Source organism: Agrobacterium sp. 6Ca8 (assembly GCF_055382765.1).
In genome coordinates, this window is sequence record NZ_AP026433.1 from 1691739 (window position 1) to 1705236 (window position 13498).

The following is a 13498-nucleotide window of genomic DNA, read 5'->3' on the forward strand; positions in this document are numbered from 1 at the left end:
TCAATTGATCGCCTGTCTTTCGACAAGCTGCGCCAGTTGCTCGGCAACCGTGTTCCAGCCGTCGAAAAAGCCCATCTCCGCGTGCCTGTCGCGATCTTCAGGGTTTCTGTGCATGGCATAGGCCACATACTCCATTCCTTCAGGATGATCGCGAAAACTCATCACCGCGGTGAGGAATGGGCGCGCGGACGGGCGAAAGCCTGAAGTCAGTGCATCGGTAAAGACCAGACGCTCCTCATGATCCACCGCCAGGAAACAACCGCTTATGTGATCGCCAAATGCCTTACCGTCTTCGCTGTAGCGGGTCTCGAAAGCGCCGCCGGGGAAAAGCTCCATTTTCTCGACACGGCATTTGCCGGGATGCGGCACCCACCACTGTTCGAGGCTGTTTTTGTCGACCCAGGCGTTCCAGACCAGCTGGCGCGGCGCCCTGATGATCCTTGAAATCTTCAGGTCGAGATCGGGATTGAAAGTGTCGGTCATTTGTCATTCTCCCCTTTATCGGAGGTTCTGTCCTGTTGCGCCATGACGAACTGTTCAAGCCGGTCCGTCCGGCCTTCCCAGATGGCATGCTGTTGCGAAAGCCAGCCCTCAATCATCGAAAACCGTTGTTTCTCCAGCGAGCAGAACCGCACCCGGCCCTGCTTGCGCGTCACGATCAACCCCGCTCCTTCCAGCTGGCGGATATGTTTCATGAACGACGGCAGGGCCATGGCGAAAGGTTCGGCAAGCGTGCCGACGCTCGCATCCCCGCTGCCCAACCGCAAAAGCACGGCCCTTCGTGTCGGATCGGCAAGGGATTGGAAGATATCGTCAAGTGGGGCTGAATAGTTATCCATAAGACTAACTATCACGGCGAAACAGTTAGCTCAACGGATAAGTTTAAAAATCGCACCGGCGGAGGGAATAAAGTGGTGACCTGCGGTGTCTTTTGATGTGCTGGCGGCAGAAGCCGCCCGAACCAAGGAGGATATGTCCATGAAAATCCGCTTTATCGTTCCCGCCCTCGTTCTGGCATTTGCCGGAACGGCCTATGCGGCACCCGCGGTCGAAACGGTCAAGACCGCCAAAGGCAATGTGCTCGCGGGCGAAAAAGGCATGACGCTCTACACTTTCAAGAACGACAAGAAGGGCGTATCCAATTGTTATGACAAGTGCGCCACCAACTGGCCGCCGTTCTTCGCGGCCACTGGCGACAAGGCCGAAGGCGCCTATTCTCTTGTGACGCGCAAGGACGGCAAGATGCAGTGGGCAAAGGACGGCATGCCGCTCTACTACTGGGCCAAGGACATGAAAAAAGGCGATGCAACCGGCGACGGTATGAACGGTGTATGGGATGCCGCAAAACCATGATGGCATGAATGGCAAGACGCGGGGGAGCCTCTCCCCCGCAGCCGGCTCCTTCGAGGCGGAGATGCTAGCGCTGATACCCATGCTGCGGCGTTATTCCCGCAGCCTTTCCCGCTCCGACGCCGATGGTGAGGACCTTTTGCAGGACTGCGTGGAAAAGGCGCTGACCAACAAGAGGCAATGGCACGGAACGGCGTTGAAATCATGGGCTTACGCGATAATGACGAATCTTTATCGCAACCGCCACCGCGCCGCGAGACGTCACCCGTCCGAAAGTCTCGACGGCCATGAGAGCCTGGCCGTTGCCGACACACTCGGCGACACGCTGGAAAACGATAGGCTGCACGTCGCGCTCGGGCTGCTTTCGCCAGAGATGCGGGCGGTGCTGATGCTGGTGACGGTGGAAGGCTATAGCTATCAGGAGGCAGCCGAGACATTGTCGATCCCGGTGGGTACCGTCATGTCCAGACTTTCCCGCGCCCGCGAAACCCTGCGCCAGCACCTGGCGGCGGACAATATCATTCCCCTGCGGAGACCACGATGAAAAGGCCCGATGCCATTACCGAAGACGATCTGCACGCTTATGTCGATGGGCTTTTGTCGGACGACGACCGCGCGGCTGTCGAGGCCTGGCTGACCGAAAGGCCGCAGGAGCGGGAGCGTGTGGAAGACTGGAAAAAACAGGCTGAAACCCTGCGAGCCGCATTCGCCGCCTATGCCGCCGAACATCCGCACGACACCGCGATGCTTGCCGAAAGAAAACACGCGCCCGCGTGGCGGCTGAAACCGGTTCTTCTGCGAACGGCAGCTGTGTTGCTGATCTTCGCGGCGGGTGCGGCAGCCGGCAGGCTTGTGCCGTCGCCGCTCGCCACGCAGCAGGACGTGGTTCTGGCGTCGTTGACGACTGACATTCCCGCGCAGGCGAAATCGGCCTATCTCATCTATGCAAGCGAGGTGCGCCACCCCGTTGAAGTTGGAGCCGAACAGCAGCAGCACCTTGCAACATGGCTCGGCAAAAGGCTCGGTTATCCCTTCGCCATCCCCGATCTTTCCAAGATCGGATATGATCTCGTCGGCGGGCGCCTGATCCCCGTCAGCGGCAAGCCAGGGGCGATGCTGATGTATCAGGACAAGACCGGCCGCCGGGTAACGGTGCTGGTCGGCCACAACGAGGAAAACCGCACCACCAGCTTCCGCATGGCGAGCGCCGATGGCGTCGAGACCTTTTACTGGATCGACAACGAACTCGGCTATGCGGTTTCTGCCGAACTGACGCGCGCCGAGGTGCAGAAGATCGCCGAGGAATGTTACCGCCAGTTCCCTGCGTAGAATAACCTATACCCCCACCCCACATCCATGCGACAGGCACAGGGATGACGAAGGGAGAACACCTATTTCAACATCGGCCAGAGGCTGACGACGAGAAGGACGGCCATGGTGATGTTGAACCATTTGAGCCGCACGGGAACGGAAAGCCAGTCGCGCAGGGCCGAGCCGAAGCCCGCCCAGGTCGAAACGCTGGGAAGATTGACGGCGGCGAAAACCACGCCGACGATCAAAACGGTGACGAGATATTGCCCCTCATCCGTATAGGTCGCCATCGCGGTCACGGCCATTACCCAAGCCTTGGGATTGACCCACTGAAAGGCTGCGGCGGCAAGAAAGCTCATCGGCACCGATGCGGCAGCACCCTCGTTCAGGCTGCGGGACGTGCCGATCTTCCACGCTATCCAGACGAGATAAAGTCCGCCCGCGAATTTCAGCACGGTATAGAGCAAGGGCACGGAGTGCAGCAGCGCGCCAAGCCCAAATCCGACGCCGATCAGCAATGACAGGAACCCCGCCCCGATGCCCAGCATATGCGGGATCGTGCGGCGGAAACCGAAATTCACGCCGGAGGCAAAAAGCATCATATTGTTCGGGCCGGGCGTAATGGAGGTTGTGAAGGCAAACAGCACCAGCGCAACGAGGGTTTCGACAGTCATGATCTCTCCTGTGAAAAGACCCTATCCGCCGAACCACCATCAAACCAGTCCGATCAACCGATAGGCGTAGTCAAATTTTTTGATGGATCGATCCTTTCCATGCCGGGTTTGAGAAGTCGGAACAAAGGGCTATTCTCCGTCAACAACCGCTGGAGCGAACCGATGTATGACGACATTCCTTCCGTCACCCTGCCATCCGGAAAAGAGATACCAGCCCTTGGCCTCGGCACCTGGAACATGGGCGAGATGAGATCATCGGCTCCGCAGGAAGTCGAGAGCATTCGCAAGGCGATCGATCTCGGCATGACGCTGATCGACACGGCCGAAATGTATGCAGACGGCCGATCCGAAGAGGTGGTGGGCACGGCGATTGCCGGCCGGCGCGACGAGGTGTTTCTGGTCAGCAAGGTCTATCCCTGGAACGCCAGCGCCCGAGGCACTATTGAGGCCTGCGAGCGCAGCCTCGCAAGGCTCGGCACCGACCGGCTCGATCTCTATCTGCTGCATTGGCGTGGTGATCACCCGCTGGAAGAAACGGTGGCCGCTTTCGAAAAGCTGAAAAAAGCCGGCAAGATCGGCGACTGGGGCGTCTCGAATTTCGACACCGACGACATGGAGGAGCTTTTCGCTGTTCCCGACGGTAAGAATTGCGCCGCCAATCAGGTGCTCTACAATCTCTCCCGGCGCGGACCGGAATTTTCGCTTCTGCCCTGGTGTCAGTGGCACAGCGTGCCGCTGATGGCCTATTCGCCAATCGAACAGGGGCGCATCCTCAACAACCACGAACTCATCCGCATCGCCAAGGCCTATCAGGCTACGCCTGCGCAACTGGCACTGGCCTTTCTTCTGGAAAGAGAAGGCGTCATCGCCATTCCAAAATCCGCCAGCGCCGCACGCGTGGAGGAGAACCGAGGTGCCACCGATCTCGAAATCACCGATGAGGACTGGGCCGCGCTGGATGCCGCTTTCCCTCCACCGACACGCAAGACGGCGCTGGAAATGCTTTGATTTAACAAAGCATTAAGATGTTTTTCGGAATCAGGCACTCAAGCAATTGAATCGAAATGTGAGCCCTGCGAACTGATGCTTTGGGCTGCAACATTTTAATTCAATAACGGCGCAGCGAACCGCGCCGTCAGTCTGCCAGACATGCTGCACCCAGTTACGGTATGCGGCGCTCATATTCCTCTTTAAGCCCCAGCCAGCTATCCCAGAAAGGCCCCGGCTCCTTTTCCTGAAGACGGGCGGCGAGAATGTCGAGATGCGCATGCCAGCCGGCGCTGACATTGAGCTTGGTCGTGCGATCCGCAAGCCGGCGGTGAACCAGTGTCAGAAGCACATCCTTGCCCAGAGCCTGAAGCTCGATCGACACTTCTGCGCTCTCACCCCAGGTGAAGACGAGGCGGTGCGGTGCAACGACGGTGATGATGCGTGAGGTCATCCTGTTCTCTTCGGAAAAACCTTCCGGGCGGCTGCCCGGCGGGTCGGAAAGCTCGTCGTTGCGCCAGACGAGTTCAAATGGTGCGTCGGGCGCAAGCCGCATCTCGCCGGACGCCAGCCACCGGCGGCGAAGTTCGCTCTGTGTCAGATAGGCCCAGACCCGCTCGATTGGTCCCGGCAGGAGCCGTTCTATCTTCAGGGTTGTCGGCTCGACGAGCCGGCCATAGGCGTCAGGCATTGCAATATCAGCCATTGTCATTTCCTCCATCTGCAGGGGATTTTCCCTGATCATCCTCCCTGAGCATCTGCTCAAGAATATCGAGGCGGCTGTTCCAGAACTGCCGGTAGAAATCCAGCCATTCATGCGCCTCTGCCAACCGTTCCGGCGCAAGGCGGCAGACATGGGTACGCCCCCTCACCTCACGACGAATAAGCCCGGCGTTTTCCAGCGCCTTGATGTGCTTGGATGCCGCAGCCAGCGATATGTCGAACGGCTCGGCCAGCTGGCTCACCGTTCGCTCGCCACGGGATAGATCGCGCAGCATCGTGCGCCGCGTCGCATCGCCAAGGGCATGAAAGACAGTGTCGAGATGTGGAACAGATAATTCAACCATGTTGTTGAATATAGGCCACCAGACTTAAAAGTCAACCATATGGTTGAATATCAATTCACCGGAGCGCAGCCCATAAAAAAACCCGCGGCGAACCGCGGGCTTGGTATTACAAGGATATTCGAAAGGCGGAGGATCACATCCCCTGCGAACCGCGGTTCATCGCTGCGATACCCGTGCGGCAGATCTCGATCAGGCCGAGCGGTTTGATGATGGCCACGAACTGGTCGATCTTGGACGACTTGCCGGTGATTTCGAAGATGAAATGCTCGACTGTCGCGTCCACCACCTTGGCCTGAAACGCATCCGCAAGACGAAGCGTCTCGGCGCGGGCTTCACCCGAACCGGCGACCTTGATCAGCGCTACTTCACGCTCGATCGGCCGTTCCTGCCCGAGTTCGCGGGCGCGAACGGTGAGATCGAGCACCCGGTGCACAGGAACGATGCGTTCCAGCTGCGCCTTGATCTGCTCCAGCACGATCGGTGTGCCGCGCGTCACGATCGTGATACGCGACAGATGCGCCTCATGCTCGGTTTCCGAAACCGTCAGGCTTTCGATGTTGTAACCCCGGCCGGAAAACAGGCCTATGACCCGGGCGAGAACGCCCGGCTCGTTGCTGACGAGAACCGACAGCGTGTGATTTTCGACGGCAGCCGTTTCTTTCTGGATGAAATAGGCGGAGCCGGTGGGTTGTAGGTGTGCGTTCATGTCCTTTTCCTCTCCCGGCTCAGACTAGCTGACGGCCCTTGGCATCGATGGCGTTGGCAACAGCTTCATCCGTCGCCTCGTCCGGCAACAGCATCTCGTTATGGGCTTTACCAGATGGGATCATCGGGAAGCAATTGGCGAGATTGGCAACGCGGCAATCGAAGATGACCGGCCTGTTGACCGCAATCATCTCGGCGATCTTGTCGTCCAGTTCCTTCGGATCGTCGCAATACATGCCAACCGCGCCATAGGCTTCCGCCAGTTTGACGAAGTCAGGCATGGCTTCGGTATAGGAGTTGGACAGGCGGTTGCCGTGCAGCAACTGCTGCCACTGCCGCACCATGCCCATATACTGGTTGTTGAGGATGAAAATCTTCACCGGCAGACCGTACTGGATGGCGCAGGACATTTCCTGAATGCACATCTGGATCGAGGCATCACCGGCAATGTCGATAACCAGCGCTTCCGGATGCGCGACCTGAACGCCGATAGCTGCCGGCAGGCCGTATCCCATGGTACCGAGACCGCCCGAGGTCATCCAGTGGTTCGGCTCCTCGAAGCCGAAGAACTGCGCCGCCCACATCTGGTGCTGGCCAACTTCGGTGGTGATGAAGGTCTCGCGCCCCTTCGATGCCTCGTAAAGACGCTGCAATGCATATTGCGGCATGATGACATCGTTGGAATTCTTGTAGGCAAAGGAGTTGCGGGCGCGCCAGCGCTCGATCTGCAGCCACCAGTCCGCGGTCTGCGCTTTTTCCGGCTTCTTGGGCAAAGCGCGCCACAGGCGAACCATATCTTCCAGAACATGGCTGACGTCGCCAATGATCGGAACGTCGACGCGCACGGTCTTGTTGATCGAGGACGGATCGATATCGACGTGAATCTTCTTGGAGTTCGGCGAAAACGCATTCAGGCGCCCGGTAATACGGTCGTCGAAACGCGCGCCGATGCAGACCAGCACGTCGCAATCATGCATTGTCATATTGGCTTCGTATGAACCGTGCATGCCCAGCATGCCGAGCCAGTTCTTGCCGGAAGCCGGATAGGCGCCGAGACCCATCAGCGTCGAGGTGATCGGGAAACCGGTCAGCTCTACCAGTTCGCGCAGCAGCCGTGTCGCTTCCGGGCCGGAGTTGATGACGCCGCCACCGGTGTAGAAAACCGGCTTCTTTGCCTTAGACATCAATTCGATGGCCGCGTGAATGGCGTTGAGATCGCCCTGAACCTTCGGCTTGTAGCTCTTCTGCTGAATGGCAGCGGAAGGCGGCGTATAGGTGCCGGTGGCGAACTGGATGTCCTTCGGAATATCGACGACGACGGGGCCGGGACGACCGGTCTGTGCGATGCGGAAGGCCTCATGGATGATGCCCGCCAGTTCGTTGACGTCCTTTACCAGCCAGTTGTGCTTGGTGCAGGGGCGCGTAATGCCGACGGTATCGCATTCCTGAAATGCGTCGGAGCCGATCAGCGATGTCGGAACCTGGCCGGAAAGGCAGACGAGCGGAATGGAATCCATCAGCGCATCCTGCAGCGGGGTGACCGCATTGGTGGCGCCGGGGCCGGAGGTAACGAGCATGACACCGACCTTACCGGTGGAGCGGGCATAACCTTCGGCAGCATGGCCGGCACCCTGCTCGTGACGCACGAGAATATGCTGAATGTCTTCCTGCTGGAAAATCTCGTCGTAGATCGGAAGCACGGCACCACCGGGATAACCGAAGATGTGCTCGACGCCGTTGTCCTTCAGCGCCTTCAGAACAATCTCCGCACCTGTCATGCTATTGCTGTTTTCCGTATTATCCTTATCCGTCATTGCCTGTTTCCATCCCGCTTTGGCTTTGGATATCGAGGAGCCCGAGGGCCTGTTTGAAGACATAAAAAAAGGCCCCTAGAGGAGCCTCGTTCAGCGCATGGGTGCTTTCGCCGGATGGTTACACCATCCTGCCCATGCGCCGTCCCACCACGATAAGTACGTTAAGATTTTTCATGGGCCGGAGTGTTAGCCAGAAAAGCGCCAGTCGTCAACGCATATTGCGGAAAAAATCGGCGTCCGCTTCTTTTATTACCCGTAAGGCGCCATGGACGAAATTTTCGAACGCAACAGATACACAGGTTGTTAAATATAATCTTTTACAATCAAAGATGCAGATAATGCCCGAACCACCGCGATCATCCGCATGTACCGGGATAAGACGTGAATAGTGACGAGTTTCATAGAGCGTCCCGCATGGACGAAACCGAACGGCGATCCGGCCAGCAGCCGGCTAACCGCATGCTCGGCCGCGTCATCGCCTGTGATGGCGCCCATGCGACAATCGCCGCAGAAACGGAAATCGGCTCAACCGATGTCGCGCAGCTCTGGTCCGTCGGACGCCTGATCTCGATCGAAATGGGAACGAGCCGTGTCGCCGCACTGGTATATGCCATGCGCACGGGCGAAGAACACTGGTCGTCGGACAAGCCGAACCGGCTGCTGATCGACGTGGAACTCGTTGGAGAAGTCTACCGCACCGAAGATGGCAGCGAACGTTTTTCCACCGGCATTTCCCGTTACCCCTACCTGGGCGCGGTTGCGCATCGCATCCGCACGGGAGACCTTTCCAAGATCTATGACAGCGGCAAGCGAGACACATGCGTCATTGGTAAGCTGACGCAGGACGACACGATTGGCGCGGCCATCAACATCCAGCAGATGCTGGCGAAACATTTCGCCGTCGTCGGCTCGACGGGCGTGGGCAAAACCACCGCCGTCTCCCTTCTTCTGAACAAGGCGATCGAGACGGACCCGAAGCTGCGTGTCCTCATTCTCGATCCGCACAATGAATTTGCGGCCGCCTTTCCTGATCATTCTGTCGTCATCGACACCGACACGCTCGACCTTCCCTTCTGGCTGATGCGCCTTGAAGAATTCGCGGAAGTGATTTTCCGCGGACGCAAGCCCGTACCGGAAGAGATGGACGTCCTTCGCGACATCATTCCGGAAGCGAAAAAGGCATTTCGCGGCACAGATGGCTCCGCCGTTCGCCGCACGTCCGACAAGAGCGCGATCACGCCCGACACGCCGGTGCCTTACCGCATGGCCGATATTCTCGCCCTCATCGACGAGCGCATCGGGCGGCTGGAAGGGCGCGGCGAAAAGCCGACACTGCGATCCCTCAAGGGCCGCATCCTCTCGGCCATCAACGATACGCGCTATAACTTCATGTTCTCCAGCAATACGATCAGCGACACCATTCTGGAAACGGTGGCGCATATCTTCCGTATTCCAGGAGAAGGCAAGCCGATTTCGGTTTTCCAGCTGTCCGGTATCCCCTCGGAAGTGGTGAACTCGGTCGTCTCCGTCCTTTGCCGTATGTCCTTCGAACTCGCGGTGCTGGCGCGCGGCTCGCTTCATATGCTTGTCGTCTGCGAAGAAGCGCACCGTTATGTTCCGGCAGACCCTGAGCGCGGATTTTTCCCGACCCGGCAGGCGATCGCGCAGATCGCCAAGGAAGGCCGCAAATACGGTATTTCGCTTGGCGTCATCAGCCAGCGTCCGAGTGAGCTGGACCAGACCATCCTGTCACAATGCTCGACCGTTTTTGCCATGCGGCTGACGAACGAGATCGACCAGAAGATCATTCTGTCCGCCGTACCGAACGCCTCAACCTCGACCACCAGTTTCCTCTCGTCCATCGGCAATGGCGAGGCAATCGCCTTTGGCGAGGCGGTGGGCGTACCGATGCGCATGCGCTTCGACCGCGTCTCCACGGCAAAATTGCCGAAGGCGAACGGCGCAGTCAGCCATACGCCCCACGAAACGCCCGATACGGTGGATCTAAACACCATCGTCAGCCGCATGCGCGCGGTAGCCAAGCCGGTCATCACCGGCTTCCAGCAAAGCGTCGAAGCGGCCTTCTCCGATATGCAGGAACCGATGTCAGCTCCCAGGGAAGCGGACGACGTCGATCGCTGGAAACGCGAACTGGGGACGGCGGCGACAGAAGGATACGAACCCTACCGCCCCGACATGCTGCCCGGACGCACAACCCTCGCGCCACAGTCGCCCGCAACGGCAACGGATACCAGCGCTGTCAACGAATTGCGCAAAGTCGGCTTCCAGATGCAGGCACAGAGTGGCCCGCCTCCATCAGAGACACGTCCTTCGCTGCGGGAGAGCCTGATGAAAAAGCCGCTAGGCAGCCTTTACCGCAAGGACTGAGCGCGCCCTTACGGCTGGATACGTGCCCAGTCCGGCCCCATCTGGTTGCGGAACCAGGTCATCTGCCGCTTGGCATATTGGCGGGTCGCGGCCGCCGATTTTTCGATGACCTCTGCCTCACTCATACCGCCAGCCAGCATATCGGCGATCTGGGAAACGCCGATCGCCTTCATCGCTGTGGCGTCAGGCGCAAGGTTCAGGGCGAGAAGAGCTTTCACCTCTTCCACAGCACCACTCTCCATCATGGTTTCGAACCGCCGATTGATGCGGTCGTGCAGCACGGGCCGTTCCGGCAGGACCACGAATTTCTCCGCTCGGTCCAGATCAACTATCATCGGACCACTGGCTTTTTGGAACTCCATGATCGACTTTCCGGTCGCCTCCATGACTTCCAGCGCCCGAACGATCCGCTGGCCGTCCCCCGGCTGAAGCCCCTGTGCCATCAAGGGATCGCACCGCGACAGTTCCGCGTGCAGGACCGTTGACCCCTCTTCGATCAGCCGGGCGCGCAGCCTCTCGCGTATGTCGTCAGGAATGTCGGGCATATCGGACAAGCCGCCCGTCAGTGCCTTGAAATAAAGCCCCGTACCGCCAACGATGACCGGAAAACGCTGCTGCCTGCGCAATTCCACAAGCAGGGCGGAAATGTCCCGCAGCCATTCACCCGTTGAATAGGAACTGCTTGCCGGCACATGGCCGTATAGCAGATGTGGCACGCCTGCCATTTCTTCCTCGGATGGCCGAGCGGTCAGCACCCGCAGCGTGTCATAAACCTGCATGCTGTCGGCATTGATCACGACACCGTTCCGCTCCCGCGCCATACGAAGCGCAAGCGCGGACTTGCCGCTTGCCGTCGGGCCGGTTATCAGGATCGCATCAAAATTCTCATCAAGGTTTTTCATCATGGCTTTCGTTGCCACGCTTATCGCCAATCCGTCAAATCCTGTTCTGACACCGGCCCTCGGCGAAGCGGCCGCCAATGCCGTAAACGCATCCGGTCTCTACTGGCTGGCCGATGGCATCGCCTGCGATATTGCCCTGCCCTCCGGCACCGATGCCGAACAGGCACGTGACGCGATTGCCGGCGTGCTTTCGGGCCAGCCGATCGATATCGTCGTTCAGGAACAGGACAAGCGCCGCAAGAAGCTTCTGATCGCCGATATGGATTCGACCATGATCGGTCAGGAATGCATCGACGAGCTGGCCGCCGAAGTAGGATTGAAGGACAAGGTTTCCACGATTACCGCTCGCGCCATGAATGGCGAAATCGCTTTTGAGCCGGCGCTCCGCGAGCGCGTGGCGCTGCTGAAGGGCCTGCCGGTCTCCGTCATCGATGACGTCATCGAAAAGCGCATCACGCTGACATCAGGCGGCAAGGAGCTGATCGCCACCATGAAGGCGAAAGGCTACTATACCGCCCTCGTTTCTGGCGGTTTCACGGTCTTCACCGGCCGGGTGGCGGCGATGCTGGGGTTTGACGAGAACCGCGCCAATCTTCTCGGCGAGGCCGATGGCCAGTTGGATGGCACCGTTGCCGAACCGATCCTCGGCAAACAGGCCAAGGTGGATGCGCTGAACGATATCGCCGCAAAGCTCGGCATCTCGCCGGACGAGGCAATGGCGGTCGGCGATGGCGCCAACGATCTCGGCATGCTGCATCTGGCTGGCGCGGGCGTTGCCCTGCACGCCAAGCCCGCCGTCGCCGCCGAGGCGCAGATGCGCATCGACCATGGCGACCTGACCGCACTCCTTTACATTCAGGGTTACCGCAAGACGGATTTTGTCGTTCCATGATCATCCGCGAAACATCAAGGCTCATTCTGCGCGAGTGGAAGGAGAGCGACCGCAATCTGTTCCGCGAAATCAACGCCGACGAAAAGGTCATGGAATTTTTTCCCTTCCGCCGCAGCCATGCGGAAGCGGATGCGGTTCTCGAAACCATCAATGGCATGATCCGCGGCAGCGGTTACGGCTTCTACGCCATGGAACTGCGCGAAACCGGTGAGGTTATGGGATTTTGCGGCATATCGCCGGTCATGAACCTCGATCCGCCCTTCCCGCTCGGAACCATGGAAATCGGCTGGCGGCTCGCCACCCGTTTCTGGGGTCACGGCTATGTCACCGAGGCCGCGCAATCGCTGCTCGTCATGGCTTTTGACGAAAAGGAAACGCCGGAAATCGTCTCCTTTGCCGTCCATGACAACCAGCGTTCGACGCGGGTGATGGAACGTATCGGCCTCAAGCGTGACCCGTCACGAGACTTCGACCATCCGCGCGTCCCGAAAGACACCCATCCGCATCTGCGCCCGCATGTGACCTATGCGCTGACGCTCGCGGAGTGGCGGGAACGACGGGCGCAGTAGCGCCCTCGCCCGCCAGTTAGGCAATTACTTCACCGCCGCATTTCCGCCGTCGGCAAACAGGGCCGATCCGGCAACAAAGCTCGACATCGGGCTGGAGAGGAAAAGGGCGGCCTGCGCCAGTTCTTCCGGTTCCGCAATGCGCTTCATCGCATGCAGCCCCGCAGCCCACTCCTTCTGGGCCGCATCTCCCGCCATCGGCGTATCGACTCCGCCGGGAAGCAGCGCATTGGCGCGAACTCCCTTGAAGGCGTAGTCGGCAGTAATGCCCTTCACCAGCCCCATCAGCGCCGCCTTGGCGGTGCCATAGGCTGCCATGCCGGGTATGCCGGCGCTGGTGCCGACGAAGCTGGAGATGAAGACGACCGAACCGCCTCCCCGCTTCAACATCGCAGGGATCTGGCTGCGCACGCCGAGAAATGCGGAAGTGAGGTTGGCGGTGATCACGTGATCCCATTCCTCTACCGAAATCTCCGCAAGCGGTTTTGTTGCTCCAACGGCACCGGCATTGTTGACGGCGATATCGAGACCGCCAAAGACGGTCATGGCCGCATCCGTCAGACGGGCATGGGTTTCCGCAACTGTGACGTCACCCACGACAGGGTGAACGCGACCGCCGGCCTGGCGAATGGCGGAAGCCACATCCTCGAGTGCCTCGGCACCACGCGCGTTGATAATGACGGCCGCGCCCTGTTCGGCAAACAGCCTTGCCGTCGCCCGGCCGATGCCGGATGACGCGCCAGTGATGATCGCAACCTTGTTTTCTAATAATTTCATATCCTTGGCCTCCTTTGGCGGAGACCGAGGAATAGAGAGCAAGCCGAACCACAGCCACCCGATTC

16 protein-coding genes are annotated in these 13498 nt (G+C 59.3%); 7 read left to right on the forward strand and 9 right to left on the reverse strand.

Annotated elements, in window-relative coordinates; genetic code table 11:
* Both ACZ5A6_RS08535 and ACZ5A6_RS08540 read right to left on the reverse strand, forming a co-directional pair.
* Window positions 1–483, reverse strand: a complete 483-nt coding sequence (locus ACZ5A6_RS08535; RefSeq protein ID WP_174061074.1) for an SRPBCC family protein — start codon at window positions 481–483, stop codon at window positions 1–3.
* Window positions 480–839: an ArsR/SmtB family transcription factor gene (locus tag ACZ5A6_RS08540; RefSeq protein ID WP_019565324.1), complete on the reverse strand. Its 360-nt coding sequence runs from the start codon at window positions 837–839 to the stop codon at window positions 480–482. The genes ACZ5A6_RS08535 and ACZ5A6_RS08540 overlap by 4 nt, the downstream gene beginning before the upstream one ends.
* A 133-nt stretch (window positions 840–972) precedes the next feature.
* Here ACZ5A6_RS08540 and ACZ5A6_RS08545 point away from each other — a divergent pair, with 133 nt between their 5' ends.
* From ACZ5A6_RS08545 to ACZ5A6_RS08555, 3 genes are read left to right on the forward strand one after another with little or no spacing between them, the layout of a single operon-like run.
* Complete coding sequence (locus ACZ5A6_RS08545) at window positions 973–1353, forward strand: COG4315 family predicted lipoprotein (RefSeq protein ID WP_075807749.1); 381 nt, start codon at window positions 973–975, stop codon at window positions 1351–1353.
* Window positions 1337–1894 (forward strand): RNA polymerase sigma factor, encoded by a 558-nt coding sequence (locus ACZ5A6_RS08550; protein ID WP_174061073.1) that lies wholly within the window; start codon window positions 1337–1339, stop codon window positions 1892–1894. Before ACZ5A6_RS08545 ends, ACZ5A6_RS08550 begins: the two co-directional genes overlap by 17 nt.
* Entirely contained in the window at window positions 1891–2679 is a 789-nt protein-coding gene (locus ACZ5A6_RS08555; RefSeq protein WP_174061072.1) for an anti-sigma factor family protein, read from the forward strand. Before ACZ5A6_RS08550 ends, ACZ5A6_RS08555 begins: the two co-directional genes overlap by 4 nt.
* 62 nt (window positions 2680–2741) lie before the next feature.
* Here the strand turns inward: ACZ5A6_RS08555 and ACZ5A6_RS08560 are convergent, their stop codons facing one another.
* Window positions 2742–3335 carry a LysE family translocator gene (locus ACZ5A6_RS08560; protein ID WP_065659219.1) on the reverse strand — a complete coding sequence of 198 codons (594 nt, stop codon included), beginning with the start codon at window positions 3333–3335 and terminating at the stop codon, window positions 2742–2744.
* Between the two features lie 162 nt (window positions 3336–3497).
* Between ACZ5A6_RS08560 and ACZ5A6_RS08565 the strand changes: the two genes are divergently transcribed.
* Window positions 3498–4343, forward strand: a complete 846-nt coding sequence (locus tag ACZ5A6_RS08565) for an aldo/keto reductase (RefSeq protein ID WP_013636471.1) — start codon at window positions 3498–3500, stop codon at window positions 4341–4343.
* 154 nt (window positions 4344–4497) lie between these two features.
* Here ACZ5A6_RS08565 and ACZ5A6_RS08570 read toward each other — a convergent pair whose 3' ends face one another.
* From ACZ5A6_RS08570 to ACZ5A6_RS08585, 4 genes are all read right to left on the reverse strand, one after another.
* On the reverse strand, window positions 4498–5028 hold the full coding sequence (locus ACZ5A6_RS08570) for an SRPBCC family protein (RefSeq protein ID WP_003513094.1): 531 nt from the start codon (window positions 5026–5028) through the stop codon (window positions 4498–4500).
* Window positions 5021–5389, reverse strand: coding sequence for an ArsR/SmtB family transcription factor (locus ACZ5A6_RS08575; RefSeq protein WP_003513097.1), 369 nt, complete (start codon window positions 5387–5389; stop codon window positions 5021–5023). Before ACZ5A6_RS08575 ends, ACZ5A6_RS08570 begins: the two co-directional genes overlap by 8 nt.
* 133 nt (window positions 5390–5522) lie before the next feature.
* On the reverse strand, window positions 5523–6095 hold the full coding sequence (gene ilvN / locus ACZ5A6_RS08580) for an acetolactate synthase small subunit (protein ID WP_003513099.1): 573 nt from the start codon (window positions 6093–6095) through the stop codon (window positions 5523–5525).
* A 19-nt stretch (window positions 6096–6114) separates the two neighbouring features.
* Entirely contained in the window at window positions 6115–7908 is a 1794-nt protein-coding gene (locus ACZ5A6_RS08585; RefSeq protein ID WP_013636474.1) for an acetolactate synthase 3 large subunit, read from the reverse strand.
* Between the two features lie 381 nt (window positions 7909–8289).
* On the opposite strand from ACZ5A6_RS08585, the gene ACZ5A6_RS08590 reads away from it, so the two are divergent.
* Window positions 8290–10296 (forward strand): ATP-binding protein, encoded by a 2007-nt coding sequence (locus tag ACZ5A6_RS08590; RefSeq protein WP_081626695.1) that lies wholly within the window; start codon window positions 8290–8292, stop codon window positions 10294–10296.
* A gap of 8 nt (window positions 10297–10304) precedes the next feature.
* Here the strand turns inward: ACZ5A6_RS08590 and miaA are convergent, their stop codons facing one another.
* Window positions 10305–11201 carry a tRNA (adenosine(37)-N6)-dimethylallyltransferase MiaA gene (gene miaA / locus ACZ5A6_RS08595; RefSeq protein ID WP_174061070.1) on the reverse strand — a complete coding sequence of 299 codons (897 nt, stop codon included), beginning with the start codon at window positions 11199–11201 and terminating at the stop codon, window positions 10305–10307.
* Here miaA and serB point away from each other — a divergent pair.
* Window positions 11200–12090: a phosphoserine phosphatase SerB gene (serB, locus tag ACZ5A6_RS08600; protein WP_065659214.1), complete on the forward strand. Its 891-nt coding sequence runs from the start codon at window positions 11200–11202 to the stop codon at window positions 12088–12090. The genes miaA and serB overlap by 2 nt on opposite strands.
* On the forward strand, window positions 12087–12659 hold the full coding sequence (locus ACZ5A6_RS08605; protein WP_174061069.1) for a GNAT family N-acetyltransferase: 573 nt from the start codon (window positions 12087–12089) through the stop codon (window positions 12657–12659). Before serB ends, ACZ5A6_RS08605 begins: the two co-directional genes overlap by 4 nt.
* Window positions 12660–12683: 24 nt before the next feature.
* Here ACZ5A6_RS08605 and ACZ5A6_RS08610 read toward each other — a convergent pair whose 3' ends face one another.
* A complete protein-coding gene (locus tag ACZ5A6_RS08610) occupies window positions 12684–13433 on the reverse strand; it encodes an SDR family oxidoreductase (RefSeq protein WP_080798197.1) in 750 nt (249 codons plus the stop codon).
* Window positions 13434–13498 lie beyond the last annotated feature (65 nt).

Bases quoted from the DNA above. Each gene is read 5' to 3' on its own strand.
- ACZ5A6_RS08535 (WP_174061074.1), bottom strand. From the start codon at position 483: ATGACCGACACTTTCAATCCCGATCTCGACCTGAAGATTTCAAGGATC.
- ACZ5A6_RS08540 (WP_019565324.1), bottom strand. From the start codon at position 839: ATGGATAACTATTCAGCCCCACTTGACGATATCTTCCAATCCCTTGCC.
- ACZ5A6_RS08545 (WP_075807749.1), top strand. From the start codon at position 973: ATGTCCATGAAAATCCGCTTTATCGTTCCCGCCCTCGTTCTGGCATTT.
- ACZ5A6_RS08550 (WP_174061073.1), top strand. From the start codon at position 1,337: ATGCCGCAAAACCATGATGGCATGAATGGCAAGACGCGGGGGAGCCTC.
- ACZ5A6_RS08555 (WP_174061072.1), top strand. From the start codon at position 1,891: ATGAAAAGGCCCGATGCCATTACCGAAGACGATCTGCACGCTTATGTC.
- ACZ5A6_RS08560 (WP_065659219.1), bottom strand. From the start codon at position 3,335: ATGACTGTCGAAACCCTCGTTGCGCTGGTGCTGTTTGCCTTCACAACC.
- ACZ5A6_RS08565 (WP_013636471.1), top strand. From the start codon at position 3,498: ATGTATGACGACATTCCTTCCGTCACCCTGCCATCCGGAAAAGAGATA.
- ACZ5A6_RS08570 (WP_003513094.1), bottom strand. From the start codon at position 5,028: ATGGCTGATATTGCAATGCCTGACGCCTATGGCCGGCTCGTCGAGCCG.
- ACZ5A6_RS08575 (WP_003513097.1), bottom strand. From the start codon at position 5,389: ATGGTTGAATTATCTGTTCCACATCTCGACACTGTCTTTCATGCCCTT.
- ilvN (WP_003513099.1), bottom strand. From the start codon at position 6,095: ATGAACGCACACCTACAACCCACCGGCTCCGCCTATTTCATCCAGAAA.
- ACZ5A6_RS08585 (WP_013636474.1), bottom strand. From the start codon at position 7,908: ATGACGGATAAGGATAATACGGAAAACAGCAATAGCATGACAGGTGCG.
- serB (WP_065659214.1), top strand. From the start codon at position 11,200: ATGGCTTTCGTTGCCACGCTTATCGCCAATCCGTCAAATCCTGTTCTG.
- miaA (WP_174061070.1), bottom strand. From the start codon at position 11,201: ATGATGAAAAACCTTGATGAGAATTTTGATGCGATCCTGATAACCGGC.
- ACZ5A6_RS08605 (WP_174061069.1), top strand. From the start codon at position 12,087: ATGATCATCCGCGAAACATCAAGGCTCATTCTGCGCGAGTGGAAGGAG.
- ACZ5A6_RS08610 (WP_080798197.1), bottom strand. From the start codon at position 13,433: ATGAAATTATTAGAAAACAAGGTTGCGATCATCACTGGCGCGTCATCC.